This window comes from Micromonospora sp. WMMC273 (assembly GCF_027460285.1).
In the GTDB taxonomy this organism is placed as follows: domain Bacteria; phylum Actinomycetota; class Actinomycetes; order Mycobacteriales; family Micromonosporaceae; genus Micromonospora; species Micromonospora aurantiaca.
Map to the genome: position 1 here is coordinate 1 of NZ_JAPZBE010000001.1, position 16241 is coordinate 16241.

The following is a 16241-nucleotide window of genomic DNA, read 5'->3' on the forward strand; positions in this document are numbered from 1 at the left end:
CCCGACCGAGACCGGTCACCCACTCCTGCACCGACATGAAGTCAACCTTCCCGAGCGGCCAGTCACCCCACTTCGGCAGGACGTGCGTGCGAAGCATGGAGACAGTCCGCTCAGTCGTACGGGCCTCGACCGCCCGGGTGGCGAGCCACTGCGAAGCGAAGTCACCGAAACGGGTACGACCGGCGTGCGGGTTCACATAGGTGCCCCGATTGAGGCTTCCCTCGACCTCGGCGAGGAAGGCATTGGCCTCCCGCTTCGTGCGGAAGCTCTTGGACTTCTGCCCACCGGCAGGATCACGCCAGCAGGCGCGGAAGGTACCGGCCGGAGTCTTGCGGACGAAACCCATCAGCGCCTCCGGCCATGCTCGGTGCCGGTGGCGGCGGGCTGTTCGGTGACGCCGTCGAGCCAGGCGTGGAACCGGGCACGCGGGATCAGCCAGCGGCCCCCGAGGCGGGTCGCCGGGATGGTGCCGTCGCGGACGAGGGCGTAGGTGCTGCCCAGCGAGATGCCGAGGAGCTTGGCGACCTCGCGGACGGTGTAGGTGACCGGCTCGACGACGACGGTCCCGGTACGAGGGACGAGCCGGACGACCGGATTGGGGTGGGCGGTGGTGCTCATGACGGGTGACCTCCTCGGTCTGTCGGGATCAAGCGGCGGCCGGCGCGATACCGGCCGAGGTAGTGGCGAGTTCGTGGGCGAGTTCTTCGCGGCCGGTGGTTCGTCGCTCGCGTGCCATAGCGGCGGCGGTGTTGGCGAGGAGCGCGTCACCCGAGGTGTGCCAGCCGACTCCGGCGAAGGTGAGGGTGCCGACGATGAGCGTCGTGTCCTCGTCGACCTGCTCGGCGGGCGGTCCGCTGGCATCGGGGTGGTTGTGGTCCTGGTGCTCGTGGCGCCGGAAGGCGACGCGGGTGTCGCGCAGGAGCCGGAAGGTGACCGAGTAGCGGCGGGCTTTGGTGAGGAAGTGGCCGCCGTAGCCGAGCATGTGCGCCCATCGGCGTAGCCGGGTGTAAGGGTTGGCCGTTGCTGGTTTCGTCGGTTGGGTGTCAAGGGCGGCTTGACGCGCGGCGGTGCAGGTGGGGCAGGCGGGGTAGCGGGTGTGGGTGCCGCAGTCGGGGCATTCCCAGCGGTGGACGAAGCCGGGCCGTGGTCGGGGTTCCCGGGGCCGGTCGGCTAGTGGGGCCGGGGTGGTGATGGGTCGGCCGATGCGCCAGCAGGCGTCGATGAGGCGGGCGGTGTGGTCGCCGTCGGGGTCGGCGTAGTCGCCGATGGTGTCGGCGGTCAGGCGGGTGGAGGTGTGCCCGGTGGCCTCGGTGCTTTTGGTGGCGTACTTGGCAAGGTAGCCCGCGACCATGCCATCGGTGACCTCCCCGGAGCCGTCGGTGGCGATCGGTTCCAGGTCGACTTGGTTGCCCCAGGCGATGGGCCATCCGTCGGGCCGGTCGGGGTGGGGCGGGGTGTGGAAGGCGATCTGCCGGGCGGCGTGGCGCAGCGCGTCGATGAGGTCGTCGACGGTGAACCCGGCCGGCGGGGGGACGATCGCTTGCGGGTCGGTGGGGTCGACGCCGTCGAGGCGGGCGATGGCGTGGAAGTGCACCGCTCCCCGCGCTTGCAGTTCGGCGACCTTCCCGGGCGACAGCCGCACCGGGGCGACCTTGCGCGTCTTGCCGGAGGCCGTGACCACCTCGACGCGAGGGACGCCGCGGCGTTGGGCGAGTTTCGCGAGCCAGCGTTCGGCGGCTTGCTTCGTGCGGTGCCAGAGTTCGCCGGAGAAGATGTTCCAGACGACTTGGTGGTCGTGGTCGTAGCAGTCCAGGCACAGCGGATGCCCGAGCGTGGTGTCGCCGGTTTCGTGGCGTGCCCAGCAGACGGCGTGTCGGCCATGGGGGCAGAGTCCGGTGTCGCGGCGGGCGTGGCAGGGTTCGGCGCGGCAGTCGCAGCGGCGTCGGTTGCGGCAGGTGTGCCGCCTCACGACCCGGGCGTGGACGGTGCCGAACGACGGCGCGGTGAACGTCGCGAACACCGCCGGATGCGACGCCACGGACTCCGGCACGCCTTTGCCGCCGACCAAACCCGCCCGCAGGAGCTGGAAGGCGTCGCGTTGGTAGGTCTGGGCGCAGGCGGGGCAGACGGTGGCGCGGCGGTTGCCGCAGGCGGTGTAGATGGCGGCGTCGGGCATGGCGTCGGTGTGCCGGGAGTCCAGGACCCGGCCGGTGGCCTGCTCGACGGTCAGGATCTGCCCGGCGAGGCGGATGGGACGCGTGCAGCCGGCGGCGGCGCGGACGTGTTCGAGCCAGCCGTAGTAGTCGGGTCGGGTGGCGCGTTCGAACGCGGCCCCGGCAGCGGTCCAGCTGTAGACGGGTGGGACATCGGCGTTCGAGCCCACCCCCCGGGCCACGGAGGCGCGGGGGGTGAGGTCCAGCGTCGAGGCCATCAACCGGCCACCCCAACGGGGTGCAGGTTGGTGATGGTGCGTTCGATGACGATGATCCGGCAGGCACCGCACTGGCGCTTGGTCGGTTCGTGCCGTCGGCACGGGATCTGCGTGACAATGTCGCCGCAGCGGATGGTGACCGGGTTGCGGCAGGGCCCGCCGTCGATGACGTCGATGACGGTCCGGCGGATGTCGTAGGGGTGGGGCTCCGGCTCGGCCGGGCAGGTGTGCAGGAGCTGCACGACGTCGACAGTGTGGATGCTCACCGGGCACCACCACTGATGGTGGTCAGGAGTTGTCCGGCGACGGGTGGGGTGACGTCGAGGCGGTCGGCCAGCTCGGCCGGGGTGATGGGTTGGCCGGTGGCCTGTTCGTGCTGCACGGCGGCAAACCGGGCCATTGGCAGCAGATGAGAGGGGACAGGGACGTCGACCGGCTCGGCCGGTGCGGAGACGGGTTCCGGCGCAATGGTCGGTTTGGTGACGGGTTCCGGCTCGGCGGCCGGGGTGATGGCGGCCGGTGGTACCGGCTCCGTGGTGACCTGCTCGGCCACCTGGACGCGGATGGGTTCGGCCGGCGCAGTGCTGCTCTGCCCCGTCGGAGCGGGGGCGAGGACGAGTTTGACCAGGGCCATGAACGCCAGGGCCGGGACGGCGGACAGGAGCCAGCCGGAGATGCCGGGTTTGGCGACCGCGAGTTGTGCGGCGAGGGAGAGGCTGGCGGCGGCGATGAGCAGGAACAGCGGGTAGCCGATGGGCGCGCCGGTGCGGCGGCGTCGGCGGATGGTCAGCAGACAGGCGATAGGGACCAGCTCGGAGATGACGGCATTCGCCCAGCCGAACCACGCGCCCGTCCCCGCCGGGGAGTTGGCGAGGGTCCAGTCTTTGACGTGGGTGAAGGAAGCGGCACCGGCGAATCCGGCGACGGCGATGAGGATGAGCACCAGGACCAGGCCCTCAATACGCGGACCGGTGGGTCGGTCAGTGGTCATGGGGCACCTGCCCGGTGGTGACGGCACGCTGTTCGGCCGCGAGTCCGGCGAGGCCGACGCGGATGCCGTTGCAGGTGGGGCAGTGCTGCTCGGGTCCGGCGGTGCACTGGGTGAGGTGGGCGTCGTGGATGATGCGCAGGCTTTCGGCGTAGTAGCCGGACAGGAACCGTTCGAAGGACAGTTCGCCTCGGGCGGCGAAGTCCCGGGCGATGGCGGTGACGACGTAGTCGTCCGGGGTCATCCGCTCCTGCGCGGCGAAGTTGACGGCGGTGGTGGTCATCAGTGGCCTCCGTGGCAGTCGAGGCAGCAGCCGTAGCGGCGGGGGATGTAGTAGGGCTTGACCTGGCCGCAGTCGCGGCAGGTCCGTCGGGCGAGCAGGGCTTTGGCGATGGCCTCCCGCTGGGCGGGGGTGGCGATGCGTTTGGGTGCGGCGAGGTCGAGGCGGTAGAGGTAGGCGACGCGCTTACCGCGACGCCAGAGGATCTGCGCGACCGCGTGATGCCCTCCGGGCCGGAGTCCGGCGGCGCGCAACTGTCGGCGGGTGGCCAGCCCGTCCGGGGCGAGCCGGAACGGGTAGGTGGGGAATTCCTCGGCGGGGTTGGCCGGGTCGTAGGTGAAGGTGGTCACGGCCGGTCTCCCCAGCGCTGCTGGGCGGCCTGCCGCGAGATGCCGAGACGCTGACCGATCTCGGCCCAGGAGTAGCCGAACCGGCGTAGGCCGACGACGGCGTCGGTGATGGCGCGGTCGAGGTCGGTGGAGAGGGCGACGAGGTCGCGGAGGGCTTCGACGTCGCCGTCAGCGACGCGGCGGCCGTGGGCGCGGATGATGCGCCGGGCGAAGGCGGCGAAGGCGTCGTTCTCGACGACGTCCCGGCGCCGCTGCCGGGGCAGATGCGGTGTCAAGGTCTTCTTGACGGTGTTCATCGGTTTCCGCCTTCCTGGGTGTGGAGGCGATCCCATTCCTTTGCCGCGCCTTCGAGGGCGGCGATGACGTGCTCTGCGGTGCAGGCCGGGTCGTCGTTCCAGGAGTAGGGGGAGGTGTGTTCGTCGAGCCAGTAGCCGTCGTCGTCGACGAGGTGGATGGGGTAGTGCTGGTCGAGGTAGTCGGTCAGGGCCGCGATCGCGTCGAGGTAGGTGGGCCGGTCGTCGGTGCGCAGGTCGGAGAAGTGCTTGACCGGGTGTCCCGCGCAGGCCATGCCGATGGCCCCGACGGCGCAGGCCGCCGGGGTGGGGGTGTCGGTGGTGGGTGCGTAGTAGGTGCCCTGGTGCCAGCCGTGCCGGCGGAGGTAGAGGACAGCCATCCGCAGCAGGTCAGCGGGTGTGACCTGAGCTGCGGTGGTCGGGTGTTGGGTAGCCTTCATGGCAGCCACGTCCTTTCGGGGCTGTTGGTGGAGGTCGGCGGAACCGGACTGCTTTCCACGGCTGAGGCCGGTTCCGTCGACTGCTATCGGGTGCGGAGCCGCAGGTAGCGGCGTTGGCGGGTGTCGTCGCCGCCCACCGGGTGGGGTGAGCCGAGGTAGACGAGTCGGCCGCTGGCCGAGGCGACCTGGACCATTGAGGCGATCTCGCCGGGTTGGGCGACGATCCAGATCTCGACGTACTGGGCGGCACGCTGCTGGTTGGCCTTGGCGTAGGCCTGTTCGCGGGTGGTCATGCCGCCACCTCGAAATCCACCCGGGTCAGGTCCGGGATCAGGGTCGGTAACGGGCGGGGGCGGCGGATCCAGGCGGCGTAGTCGGCGATGCCCGCGATCTGGGCGTCGGTGAGGTAGGCGACCTTGATGCGCTTCGGGGTGCCGCCTTCGGCGATGAGGTAGGCGGCGCCCTGGTTGGTGGGGGCGATGTCGGTGGCCGTGTAGCCCTGCTCGGCCCAGCCGTGCCCGAGCACGATGTTGGAGGTGTTCGGCGTGGTGCAGCGGAACGCGGCCCGGTAGCCGAACAGGTCCCGCAGCGAGGTGGGGATGATGTCGAACGACGGCCGCTGCGTTGCGGCCACTACCGGGATGCCGGCGGCACGGCCACGGGCGACCAGGTCGCGCAGGAGAGCGACGAACTCTTCCTGTTCTTGCTTGGTGCCGACGGTGGCGGAGTAGTAGGCGATTTCGTCGACGAGGACGGTGATGACGGACAGGCCGTCGGCGGCGGTGAGTTTGCGGCGGCCGTGGGCGCGCAGCCAGGCGTAGCGGTTGTTCATCACCAATTGGAGGCGGCGGAGGATGTCGAGGGCGGCGGTGATGTCGGGGCCGATGAACGCGTCGGCGCAGTCCTCCCACTGGCCGAGTTCGACGAGCTTGCCGTCCAGCAGCACCAGGCGGCTGTCGACGGACAGCGCGGCGTGAGCCGCGATGGTGTTGAGGAGACCGGACTTGCCTCCGCCGGGTTCGCCGCCGGCGAGGAGGTTGCGGTAGGCGAGGGTGATGTAGACGGGGTGACCGAACTCGTCGATGCCGACGAACATGGGGTCGAACATCGACAGGCCAGGCCCCACCGGAACCCCCGACGTCGGGGCGGGTGTGGTGGTCATGGTTGCCCTCCTTGGGCGAGGTGTGGGCGCGGAGAGCCACACGAACGAACCCCGCAGGGCTCTCCGCGACCGGGTTGGGTGAAGGTCAGATCCAGTCGGAGACGTCGTCGACGTCACTGGCGGTGGAAGCCGCGGGCTTGCTGCCGTTGGCGGTCGTGGCCGGCGGCTTCTTGGCGGCCGGTCTGCCCTGGGTGGGCAGGGTGACGGTGGGGGCGTCGATGTCGGGCAGGTCCAGGGCGGTGGGCACGGTGGCCGGGATCCGCTCGGTTGCCGGGGTGTCGGGGTCGATGACGTCGACGAGCGGGGAACCGACCTGGGCGGTGAGAACCTCGCGGCGTTTGATGTCGAACCGCAGGTAGGCGGCGTTACGGTCGGAGGCCCGCTCGATCAGCGCGGTGGAGGCGTGGCAGGCCACGGCGATGCGGTCGAGGCGGCCTTCCAGGTCGGCCAGGGACAGGCCGGGGCGCAGGTAGACCCAGACCCGTTCGCCGACGGGGGTGGGCTTGGCCCAGAGGATGAGCGGCAGGCTGCCGGACTGGTTGGCGATGATGAACTGCGCGAAGCACACGCGCAGCCGGTGCCGCACCACGAGGCACCAGGTCCAGGCGGCCAGGAACCGGCGGGACACCGGCAGGCCGGCGGGGACGCCGACGACCAGGGCGACCACCAGCAGGGTGATCGGGGTTGAGGTGTGGTTGACCAGATGCACCCAGGCGGCACCAAGGGCGGTGGTGATCCCGATTTCGGGGGTCCACCACCACAGCAGCCGCAGGACCGGCCAGATGCGCACGAGCAGCCAGGCCAGGCCGCCGAGGGGAACCCCGATGAGGGCGCCGACGAAGACGGCGAGGATGGGGTGGATGGAGGAAGCGGCCACCACGGCCGACAGAAGGCCGACGATGACCGCCGTGAGGATGAACGCCAACCGGGCGTTGCGGGCCGAGGACCGGTGGACCTTGGCCTCGATGACGGTGATGGTGCCGTTGGCCTTCCGTCCGAAGGAGCGGCGAGGGCTAGACTTGGACACGACACGTCCTCCCAAGTGATTGGGCTGGATGGGTTGGAGAGAGCGGGGTCGGCAGGTGTAGGAGCCAGTACCGGCCCCGCGCTCGTTTTCCTGTCCGCCGGTCAGGTCAGCGGCGGTTGTTCAGGTCGTTGGTGAGTTGTCCGAAGCGGATGCGCTCGTCCTCGTCGAGGACGGTGGGGGTGCGCCCGGCGGCGCGTTCCTCCCGGAGCTGCTTGTCGAGGTGCTTCGGGTCGACCTTGACCTCACGGACGCGGCCGTTGGCGTCCTCGCTGAACAGGTACGTGCGGCCCATGACGGGCTCCTTCCGGTTCTCAGGGATGGGGTTTCTACAGGCAGGCGATGAGCAGCGCGGACACCCACAGGCACGCCGCGTGCAGGGACTGATCGGCCAGGTACATGCCGCAGATCGGGGCCTGCCGGTCGGCGAAGTCGGCGCTTGCGGTGTGGGTGAGTAGCCAGCGCACCGGCCAGCGCCGGTCGAGGAACGCGTGACTGATCGCGGAGAAGCCCAACCCGGCAGCCATGCCGCCGGCGGTGACGGGCAGATCGAGCGCGGCGATGGTGACCGTCAGCATGACGATCACCACGAGGTGGTAGGCCACGACGTGGCCGAGCAGGTGCTTCCAGCCGTGCCAGCCGGGCGCGGCCTTGTGCGCGGCCTGCTTGTCGGACTGGCCGAACACGTGATCGGCCACCTGGTGACCGGCGTAGAGGGTCGCCGCGACGACGGCGAACACGATGGCGGAAACGGGCATGACAACCACTCCCTACGTTGAGGGCAGACAGGTTGGAAGGGCAGACGGGGCCGGCAGGTGTAGGAGCCAGTACCGACCCCGCGCCACACTTTCGAGAACGGCAACCACGGGTTGCCAGGGCCGGGAGAGTAGGAGCCAGAAACGCTCCCGGACCAGATCGGAACAGATACAGCGGACTCAGGCCGCTTCACGCGCGATGCGCGTCAGACACCAGAAGCTCACACAGTTGCAGGTGGAACGAGGAATCTACTTCGCCGCCGAGGTGCCAGCCTTCGGCTTCAGCGACACGGCACGGAACGCGACGCCGTTGCGCCCGTTGGTCGCCCACGGAATGGCCTCCAACTGCTCGACAGCGACGAGCTGCCCCACCGTCACGCTCGGCTTCTCACCCGCCGTGGTGATGGTGATGATCTCGCCGCCGGTCTCGTCGAGAACGAAGACCTGGGTCGACCACATGAGCCGGCCAGTGTTCTTCTCCGACCGCTGGTTACCGTTCTGGTCGTTCTTCGGCTCCGGGTCCTTCGTCACCTGGACCTGCTTGCTCGCGGTGTCCACGTACAGCTTCACAACAAACCTCCTGTGTCTAGGCGCATCCCTTGTTGGATGACTGCCTTGCCATCAAAGTACCAACTGAGTTGGTACTACGCCAGACCCTTGATGGAATCGGTTCGGCGTTTCGCTGGCACATACAACGATCTCTTTCGCTGCGGTAGAACGACAGGTGTCACTGCGGTGACAGGTCCAAGTCCCCTCGCCATGTCCCCGCGATCGGGGCGATACTGGCGGTATGGCTGACGTGGCTGCGGACCTCGACCGACCCGTCTGGGCGACCAGGCTCAGGGCTGAGCGCACTGCCCGGGGGTGGTCACAGGGAGAGGCCGTCCGGGCGATGCGAGTGCACGCCGCCGAGCAGCTTCCGACCGATAGCACGCTGCTACGGAACTGGAAGCGGTGGGAGGCGGGAAGCTCCGAGCCTGACGGCTTCTACAAGGCGCTGATTGCGAAAACGTTCGGCACCGTGACTGCCGCATTCTTCCCGCCCGCGACACCTCATGAGGCTGACGCGGCGCTGATTGCTGGCACCGGCATGGAGACTGTCGAGATTCTGGCACGCCTACGCAGCTCTGATGTATCGACAGCCACGTTGGAAGCACTCCGAATCACTGCCGATCGGCTCTGCTGCGAATACCCCTACATGGAATCGGAACAGCTTCGGGTGGAGGGCCGGGCTTGGCTTCGCCGGATCACTGCTTTGATGGATCGTCGGCTGACTCTTGCCCAGCACCAGGAGGTGCTAAGTCTCGCAGGATGGGTGGCGCTGCTGGTTGGCTGTGTGGAGTACGATATGGGGCTACGCCGCATTGCCGAGGGCACCCGCAAGGCCGCCTTGACGCTGGGCAACGAAGCGGGAAATGCTGCCATCTCTGGGTGGGCCTACGAGATGCGTGCCTGGTATGCGCTCACCCAAGGCGACTACCGAGGCGTCATCGCAGCCGCCGAAGCCGGCGAGGCAATAGCAGCTCGCGACGGCGCGGCGGTCCAGTTGACGGCGCAGCGCGCTAAGGCATGGGCTCGGCTCGGCGACAGGCGGCAGGTGGAAACAGCGCTAGACAGGGGCCGAACCCTGCTGGAATCGTTGCCGTACCCGGAGGACACCGACCATCACTTCGTGGTGGACCCAGCGAAGTTCGACTTCTACGCGATGGACTGCTACCGGATCGCCGGTGAGGACCGTCTCGCGGAGATGTACGCCCGTGAGGTCATCCGTTCGTCCACGGACCCGGACGGGACCGAACGCAAGCCCATGCGCAACGCGGAAGCCCGGATCACACTCGGGGTCGTGGCAGCGCGCAGCGGGGATCTCGACCAGGCGGTGTCGTACGGCCGCAGGGCGTTGAGTGGCGACCGCAAATCGCTGCCATCGCTGCTGATGTGCTCCAAGGAGCTGGCGACCCTTCTGCGGGATCGCTACCCGAAGGAGCCTGAGGCCGTCTCCTACCTTGACGAGGTTCGGACCCTCAGCGCGAGCTGACTCCGTCCGGGTTGCCGTCCTGGATAGGCCGACCGCCAACACCAGGACGAGGCCGGCTCTGGTGCCACTCGATGACCCGCCTCGGGCGCCACATGTGAGTGCGCCCGACCGTCGTATCGGGCTCCGGCATCTGGCCCCGCTTCCGGTAGTTGCTGACGGTCGCCACCTTGACGCCGAGGTACGCAGCAACGTCGGAGGTCGTCCACCACTCCGCGGTTAGGTCGGGGCCAGCTTCCACCCGGCCATTCTCGCATTAGGCGCACTAGGCAAGTCGAGGCGCACGAGCGTGAGAGTTAGACCTTGAAAGCCGAGAGTCGTACACCTGTACGATCGCGAGTGTGGCGAAGGAGCTGGTCGCACGCTGGTGGAACGGCACTTGGGGACGGCTGACCCGCCGTGACGTGTGGCTTGCCCGAGAGGTTCGGTGGCAGGTCGTTGCCAGGGCCGGTGATTCCGAGACGGGCAGGGTGCTGCGGTGGGAGTTCGACACCGAGGGCGAGGCTCGACAGATGGTGCGGCGGCTCGTTCAGGCCGATGGCGGCCAGTGGCGGGAGCAGTCTGGCGACGCAGCCACGCAGCCGCCGAGGTAGGGCCGGCCGGGCTGCCGGCGATGTGGTTCAAAGTTTCTGTACGTCTTCAAGGCGGCCCGCCACGGGCCGCACGCGCCGCCGATAGGGCGTCATGATCGCCCGGCCGGGGGATGGCCGGGCGATCATGCCCAGTGCCCTCGGCTGGCGCGGAAAGCGGGAAGCCCAAGGGGCCGCCGGATGACGACAGGCCGTTGGCCGGGTCGGGTTTGGGGCGGCAGCCGGCCGGGCCGCGCGGCCATGAGCCCGCGCGGCGTAGGGGAGCGCCCTCCGGCCGCGTCGGCGAGCTGGCGGCGGTCGCGGGGCTGCGGTTAGGGCGCCTCCGGCGGGGGCGCTCCGGCTCCAGGATGGCCGGGGCCCGCCAGCGGGTCGCGGTCCGTGGGCGGTTGCGGTAGGCCATCCCGCCTGCCATCGACCCGGGCAAGCCGAGCAGACCCCCGCCCGACCCGCCAGCGTCCCGACCGTGCGTCAAGGTCCGCTTGACATGGCGGGCCGGGCGGCGGCCCGCTCCCCAGAAGGGCGGGTCGACGGCACACGGGATGAAGGATTGCGCCAGCAGGCTGAATACGCTGTGCAGCGCAGACATGCCAGATGCTGGGCATCTAAGCGACGACCGACTTGTAGGCGGCAACTCGCCGACCAGCTATTCGGGCGGCGGCATCTGGCCTTGGAGGTGTTCCTGTCCCAACCTACAAGAGCGCGACTAAGGGCGGTCTGGAACAGGACCGTCCCTTAGTCGGCACTCGGTCTTGCGTCGCTATTCCTCGGTGGCCATGATGCGGAGGAAATCTGCCAAGGCAATAACAAATACAGTCGCTTCTCCAGCTGACTGGAGGCGTGCGAGGTGGGTTACGCCATGGTATCTTCGATCGATTGGACTGTCGCATTCGGCGAATGTAACCTCATCGCCTCCACTTTTCTTGTCGGTGCCGATCTTCCAGCAGACAAGAAAAGTCATGTCCGTCCACTGCTTAACACCGGCCACAATATCCGCAAGGATGCTGTCGGCAGTCAGCTTAAATTCGGCTACGCCTTCCCGGTGGCGCGGATCAAGCTCGTCCGTCCCTGGCAACCTCTCCGCCACGGAAGTGGGAGACAATTCTGATTTGTACTCGAAGTACGAATCGTAAAAGTCGAAGCCACTGAAGAACACGGGTTGGAGGTGGCGAAGAATGCCCATGCCAACTAATTCGTTGTACAAAGCGATGACATCCTGCTCCGACTGCGGCTCTGTTTGCAGCGCAATTTCGCCGAACTCGGGGAGGGCGCCAGGGCTCAGGGGCTTCTCTCGGCGCTTGAACGCCTTGACTGCAGGGGGCTCGTATCCTGGCTGAGTCGGTGCGGTTCTTGGCGGACTGACGCGGAGGAATGGCCTCGCTTGCTCGGCAACTCTATTGGCGATTACCTCCTCCGAGATCTTCAAGAAATCGTGTACGTTGGGCGGGAAATCTTTTCGACCCAGGTCTGGTTCGATTCCTCGGAGGCTGTACAGCAGCCAGGTCCGATCGACGTTGAACCCGCGGTGGGTTAGGGTAATCTCACGCGTCCACGACGAGATCATGCCGTCCGTTGCAACCCGCAAACTGGGGAAGTGAAGTGCCTTGCGGTTCCCCGGGATCTTCCATGCAACCCCTAGCTGGTCCCGATAGGACGCGCTGTAAGAGAAGAGCGCATACACGTGAACCTGGTGGTCCGTTAAGAACGCGGCTACCTCTTCCGGCTCCGCGAGCTGCTCACCAGTTCTTGCGCCGATCAGTTCCTTAAGGTCGTCAGGAGTGAAAACCCAGTAACAGGCATGGTAGGCCTTCTTCTCCTTGGCGCCGGGTTCGGAATTCTTGTTCTGAGTGAGCCATTTGCCAAGGTTGAGGACCTTCATGCCTGCTGCCAGGCCGTCGTGTGGATAGCGGTATTCCGAAGGAATTACGACGGTAGTGGTCTGGGACTTCGCCTTGTATTCGAGGGTCACTTCGAGTTCGCGCTTCTTGATGACGTTAGGCGGCTCGACGATGCCCGCCGCCGTTTGATTCCGGATTGCCGTGACGGCGTAATCGACGGTCGGAAAGGCGTGCCTCAGACTGCGAGGCTCTGTTTGAGGGCTGAGGCTGACGGTTACGATCGTTCCGGTGCCATCAATTCGTCCCGCCGCGATGTTCTCATCGAGCTGCCCCACGGGGGGAGTTCCGTCTTCCGGGCTCTCCACCCATGCGCGCCCGTGTTCCAGGCGGAGTCGGTAGTGTTCCCCCTCCAAGGTGCGAGATTCAAGCTCGAAGTGATTGAATCCATAAGCCAAAAACGTTAGGCCGACACCTTTATGGCCCCGAACTAGGCCGGCGAGGAAGTCGGCGCGTTTACTTCCAACATCGGGAGCGAGCCACTTCTCGATGTTCTCACTTGAGATGCCGCGCCCATTGTCGCGCACAGAAATCGTGTTTTCGTCAGTGTCGAGAATGATCCGAACCCGGCCGACGTCACCGATCCCATCAGCGGAGAGGACCTCGTCAACAGCGTTTTGAATCGGCTCGGCGATGACGTCAGCCGCATTGTGATAACTCCGGATGACGTTGATAACACGTTGCTTCACCCATGCTTGGGTGTCATTTGATGTCAGCGTCTCTAGCGGGCGGATTTCACGCGGCATGCTAGCTCCTGCTCAGGGCGATCAGATGTAGGAAGGATCCCACATCCTGCTCCTTGGCTCGCAGTGCCGAGCGAGGACAGGTCTCATGACATCGCATACCGTCATCCCGACTTGCGCCACGATGCCTCCCCTGACCAGCGAGCAGGGAGCAGACAGCGACGATGACGTGGAGCTGTTCCACGGCCCGCCCATCGGTGAGCGTGTCCACAAGCCCGCCACGGGTTGTCCGGACGGAGTCCCGGCTGACCGCCAAGCCGCGCCGGGTCGCCACACCGCCTGTCTCGGATCAAGCACGGGAGTGTGCGGCGATCCGTACGGGGTGGCGAGCTGATGCAGTCAGGTGGCTCGTGCCGGTCCAGTTGGAGCAGGGCGAATCTTCATCGCCCTGCTCCCTGGTGGGTCATCTTCAGCTCTGTTCTCTCGACTGGCGCGGTAGCAGCGGAGCTGGCGTTACAGGGTCTGAGGAGCGCGCTCGGCGCCATCTGCTCCCTTGGATTTCGGTGTGGGGCTCTGGGTCGCCCGTCCTCCAAGGAGCTACTCGTGTGCTGACAAACCTGCCCAGGGTTGGTGTCGGCAGATGCAGTTCAGCCGCCATGCGCGGGTGGGGGTTGTAGTGGCCGAAGATTACGATCCCATCGGGCCGGAGGTGCTTACGCGCGTCACGAACCCGCTTCGCGCTGTCAACCTGCTGTGCGGCGGTCAGAACCGTTGCTCTGTTGACCAGCTCGCCGGTGAGTTCTCGGAACAGATTGTTGACGGCCGTCTGACCGGCGTCGGCATAGACAATGCTGTCTCGCTTCGCAGGGTTACGTATGTGCAAGAGGGTGTTCTTGACAAGCTCGGCCTCTCGATGAAGCCAGAGGATGCGGTCCCGACCGCGATTATTGAGCTTGCGCTTGCCGTCGCGTTGCTTACCCTTTTCTCTCAGAACCTCCTCTGAAATGCGTATCAGCCCAGCCGCCCAGTGCGCCGTGTAGTCGTTTCCCCATACGACGAGCGCAATTTTCGGCCCGTACCTGTACATCTCAATGGGGATCTCCCACTCGTACAGGTTGAGTGACCATTTGCAGTCGACGTCGGCGCCTGCAATCAGGTAGTCCAGATCGATGCCGTCCTCGAAGCAAAACTCTCGCTGAAGCCAAATCTCGACGAGTGTGCCCATATGGGTTTTCTCGGTTTTCAGCAGCTGCGTGTAGTCCCAGCGGCCGGTGCGCTGGCCGTCGTAGATCTGATCAAGGGCCTCCCGGATGGCGTACCCGGTTCGCACGCCGTCGGGATCCAGCTCCATGAGCGCATCTCGGACGGTCCAGAGTTCGGGGTCATCATCGCGTGTAGGTGGCCTGGCGTCGGTGACGAACTCGTCAGGTCCGATAGCCGGTCGCGGTCGGCCCTTTGTAGTGGGACGGGGCGGTCGGACCCGCCGTGCGCGCGTGCGGAGAGTCGCCGGCTCCTCCGCTGCCTCAGCCAGGAAGAGCGGATCTTGTGGAAATGGCATCCACGGAGATTGCCGGCGATGCCTCCCTCGGTCAACGCGCCATGCTCGCTGGCTGCCGCGTCAGGTCAGCCAGGGCTTGATGTGCCGAGCGATCGCCGCAGCGAGACCTGACGGGACGGCGTTGCCGATCTGCTTCGCGATCTCGGTCTTCGACCCGCACCACAGGTACTCCTTGGGGAAGTCCTGCAACAGGGACGCCTCGTAGTGCGTGATGACGCGGTTGACCCGACGTGCGGGGTCGTCTGGGTCCCACTGCGGATGCAGGTACTGACCCTTCTCCGGCTTGAAGAACTCTGTACGGATGGTCAACGAGGGGGCATCCCAGCGCATGCGTCCCATGACGTCCGTCGTCCCGGTCTTCTTCTCCCGCCAGCATCTTGACAGCAGATGGTCAGGGAGGTTGAAGCGGCCGCCACCGGGTGGGATGTGGTCGTACCGGTCCAGGGACAGCGGTGTGGGGTTGCGCCCGAAGTGGATCTCACTTCCCTTGAAGACCCCGCGGATGCGTTGGCCGAAGTACTCCGTCATCGTCTGCGGCAGTTCTGTCGTGGCCGGCCGTTCGTCCAGCCCTGCGATGCGGCTGCGCACCGTCTCCCACGGCTTCAGTCCGTTCATCGGGGCCTTCGCATGGGTCGGTGACGGGAGGGGGATCTTACCGACTCGCGAGCCGATCACGATGGTGCGTGGACGACGTTGCGCTACACCGTAGTCCGCGGCGAGCAGGACCCCGGGGGTGAGTTGGTACTCCTTGATGATGCCGTGGTCGGCCTCGTCGAGCAGAAGCTGGAACTCGCTGCTTTTTGAAAACCGCTCGACATTCTCGATGACGAAGACCTGTGGTCGAGCCGTCACTACGAACCGCAGGTATTCCTTCCAGAGCTTGTTCCGAGGATCGTCCACGTCCTTGCTGCCCAGGTTTGAGAAGCCCTGGCACGGAGGTCCGCCGATGATCACGTCGGCCTGCGGGATCCTCTCCTCCGTGACCTCAGCGATGTCTCCCCAGTGAGTGTGTGACTCTCCGAAGTTGGCCGCGTACGTGGCGGCAGCCGCCAGGTCCCATTCGACGGCGAGCGCGGGACGGTAACCCTCCGCGTGGAAGCCGACGGTCATGCCGCCGCATCCCGCGAAGAGATCGATCATGCTGGGACTGTCGCTCATCCGCGACATACTAGCCTCCGCACACGTGAGTATCCCCTAGCCGCACCGGTGGAATAGAACAAATGTCTGATCAATCCTGGGCGTCGTCGCCAGCGGTACGAAAATGTATGCAGGCGAACACGGGGCGTGATACCCAGCCTGAAGTGCGTCTACGGCGGGCCGTGCATGCCCTTGGACTTCGCTTCTACGTAGGCAGACGCCCCATCCGGGCGGTTCGCCGGACGGCGGACTTGGTCTTTCCTCGGCTCCGGCTCGCCGTGTTCCTCGACGGATGCTTCTGGCATGGCTGTCCCGAACATCACACGGTTGCCAAGACCAACGCAGAGTTCTGGGCGGAGAAGGTAGCTACCAACCGTCGACGAGACGTTGAGACGAACGCAGTCCTCGAAGCTGCGGGCTGGACCGTCATCAGGGTCTGGGAGCATGAACCGTCTGATCAAGCTGCCAGCCGGATCGCCAGCACAGTACGTGCGTTGCGTGGCACTCCGCCAAACCAGCAACGACAAGCGCCTGACCGAGCGCATTAACGTCCGAAGACTTGACGCTGAGGCGCAAGGCAGCACAAGCGTCGACGCGGGTCGAGCCCGGACGCGAACCAGTAGCCT

Annotated in this window: 21 protein-coding genes and 1 pseudogene; 3 read left to right on the top strand and 19 right to left on the bottom strand. The window is 66.6% G+C overall.

Annotated elements, in window-relative coordinates; genetic code table 11:
• From O7611_RS00005 to O7611_RS00075, 15 genes and pseudogenes are all read right to left on the bottom strand, one after another.
• A pseudogene (locus O7611_RS00005) lies at positions 1-346 on the bottom strand (site-specific integrase); the annotation flags it as partial.
• Positions 346-618, bottom strand: coding sequence for a helix-turn-helix domain-containing protein (locus O7611_RS00010; protein ID WP_269695925.1), 273 nt, complete (start codon positions 616-618; stop codon positions 346-348). The gene O7611_RS00010 and the pseudogene O7611_RS00005, both read right to left, overlap by 1 nt.
• Before the next feature lie 28 nt (positions 619-646).
• Positions 647-2431 carry a replication initiator gene (locus tag O7611_RS00015; RefSeq protein WP_269695927.1) on the bottom strand — a complete coding sequence of 595 codons (1785 nt, stop codon included), beginning with the start codon at positions 2429-2431 and terminating at the stop codon, positions 647-649.
• Positions 2431-2697 (bottom strand): hypothetical protein, encoded by a 267-nt coding sequence (locus tag O7611_RS00020; protein WP_269695928.1) that lies wholly within the window; start codon positions 2695-2697, stop codon positions 2431-2433. The genes O7611_RS00015 and O7611_RS00020 overlap by 1 nt, the downstream gene beginning before the upstream one ends.
• The gene (locus tag O7611_RS00025) at positions 2694-3422 is read right to left on the bottom strand and encodes a hypothetical protein (RefSeq protein WP_269695929.1); all 729 of its coding nucleotides are present in this window, start codon (positions 3420-3422) and stop codon (positions 2694-2696) included. Before O7611_RS00025 ends, O7611_RS00020 begins: the two co-directional genes overlap by 4 nt.
• Complete coding sequence (locus tag O7611_RS00030) at positions 3412-3702, bottom strand: hypothetical protein (RefSeq protein WP_269695930.1); 291 nt, start codon at positions 3700-3702, stop codon at positions 3412-3414. Before O7611_RS00030 ends, O7611_RS00025 begins: the two co-directional genes overlap by 11 nt.
• Positions 3702-4049, bottom strand: a complete 348-nt coding sequence (locus O7611_RS00035; RefSeq protein WP_269695931.1) for an RRQRL motif-containing zinc-binding protein — start codon at positions 4047-4049, stop codon at positions 3702-3704. The genes O7611_RS00030 and O7611_RS00035 overlap by 1 nt, the downstream gene beginning before the upstream one ends.
• A complete protein-coding gene (locus O7611_RS00040) occupies positions 4046-4345 on the bottom strand; it encodes a hypothetical protein (protein ID WP_269695932.1) in 300 nt (99 codons plus the stop codon). Before O7611_RS00040 ends, O7611_RS00035 begins: the two co-directional genes overlap by 4 nt.
• Positions 4342-4782: a DUF6197 family protein gene (locus O7611_RS00045; RefSeq protein ID WP_269695933.1), complete on the bottom strand. Its 441-nt coding sequence runs from the start codon at positions 4780-4782 to the stop codon at positions 4342-4344. The genes O7611_RS00040 and O7611_RS00045 overlap by 4 nt, the downstream gene beginning before the upstream one ends.
• 83 nt (positions 4783-4865) lie before the next feature.
• Positions 4866-5075: a hypothetical protein gene (locus O7611_RS00050; RefSeq protein ID WP_269695934.1), complete on the bottom strand. Its 210-nt coding sequence runs from the start codon at positions 5073-5075 to the stop codon at positions 4866-4868.
• Complete coding sequence (locus O7611_RS00055; RefSeq protein WP_269695935.1) at positions 5072-5944, bottom strand: FtsK/SpoIIIE domain-containing protein; 873 nt, start codon at positions 5942-5944, stop codon at positions 5072-5074. Before O7611_RS00055 ends, O7611_RS00050 begins: the two co-directional genes overlap by 4 nt.
• A gap of 85 nt (positions 5945-6029) precedes the next feature.
• Positions 6030-6971 carry a hypothetical protein gene (locus O7611_RS00060; RefSeq protein ID WP_269695936.1) on the bottom strand — a complete coding sequence of 314 codons (942 nt, stop codon included), beginning with the start codon at positions 6969-6971 and terminating at the stop codon, positions 6030-6032.
• Between the two features lie 106 nt (positions 6972-7077).
• Positions 7078-7263, bottom strand: a complete 186-nt coding sequence (locus O7611_RS00065) for a hypothetical protein (RefSeq protein WP_194802121.1) — start codon at positions 7261-7263, stop codon at positions 7078-7080.
• A gap of 34 nt (positions 7264-7297) precedes the next feature.
• The gene (locus tag O7611_RS00070) at positions 7298-7726 is read right to left on the bottom strand and encodes a DUF3307 domain-containing protein (protein WP_269695938.1); all 429 of its coding nucleotides are present in this window, start codon (positions 7724-7726) and stop codon (positions 7298-7300) included.
• Between the two features lie 246 nt (positions 7727-7972).
• Positions 7973-8293 carry a hypothetical protein gene (locus tag O7611_RS00075; protein ID WP_030500671.1) on the bottom strand — a complete coding sequence of 107 codons (321 nt, stop codon included), beginning with the start codon at positions 8291-8293 and terminating at the stop codon, positions 7973-7975.
• A 220-nt stretch (positions 8294-8513) separates the two neighbouring features.
• On the opposite strand from O7611_RS00075, the gene O7611_RS00080 reads away from it, so the two are divergent.
• Positions 8514-9758 (top strand): XRE family transcriptional regulator, encoded by a 1245-nt coding sequence (locus tag O7611_RS00080; protein ID WP_228532556.1) that lies wholly within the window; start codon positions 8514-8516, stop codon positions 9756-9758.
• Here the strand turns inward: O7611_RS00080 and O7611_RS31965 are convergent.
• Positions 9745-9996 (bottom strand): helix-turn-helix transcriptional regulator, encoded by a 252-nt coding sequence (locus tag O7611_RS31965; RefSeq protein ID WP_194802123.1) that lies wholly within the window; start codon positions 9994-9996, stop codon positions 9745-9747. The genes O7611_RS00080 and O7611_RS31965 overlap by 14 nt on opposite strands.
• A 100-nt stretch (positions 9997-10096) precedes the next feature.
• On the opposite strand from O7611_RS31965, the gene O7611_RS00085 reads away from it, so the two are divergent.
• On the top strand, positions 10097-10348 hold the full coding sequence (locus tag O7611_RS00085; protein ID WP_269695939.1) for a hypothetical protein: 252 nt from the start codon (positions 10097-10099) through the stop codon (positions 10346-10348).
• 754 nt (positions 10349-11102) lie between these two features.
• On the opposite strand, the gene O7611_RS00090 is transcribed toward O7611_RS00085, so the two are convergent.
• From O7611_RS00090 to O7611_RS00100, 3 genes are all read right to left on the bottom strand, one after another.
• On the bottom strand, positions 11103-12983 hold the full coding sequence (locus O7611_RS00090; protein ID WP_269695940.1) for an ATP-binding protein: 1881 nt from the start codon (positions 12981-12983) through the stop codon (positions 11103-11105).
• Positions 12984-13389: 406 nt separating this feature from the next.
• Positions 13390-14478: a NaeI family type II restriction endonuclease gene (locus tag O7611_RS00095; protein ID WP_269695941.1), complete on the bottom strand. Its 1089-nt coding sequence runs from the start codon at positions 14476-14478 to the stop codon at positions 13390-13392.
• A 60-nt stretch (positions 14479-14538) separates the two neighbouring features.
• Positions 14539-15636, bottom strand: coding sequence for a DNA cytosine methyltransferase (locus O7611_RS00100; protein WP_269695942.1), 1098 nt, complete (start codon positions 15634-15636; stop codon positions 14539-14541).
• Positions 15637-15698: 62 nt separating this feature from the next.
• Here O7611_RS00100 and O7611_RS00105 point away from each other — a divergent pair, with 62 nt between their 5' ends.
• On the top strand, positions 15699-16163 hold the full coding sequence (locus tag O7611_RS00105) for a very short patch repair endonuclease (RefSeq protein ID WP_269695944.1): 465 nt from the start codon (positions 15699-15701) through the stop codon (positions 16161-16163).
• Positions 16164-16241: the final 78 nt, after the last annotated feature.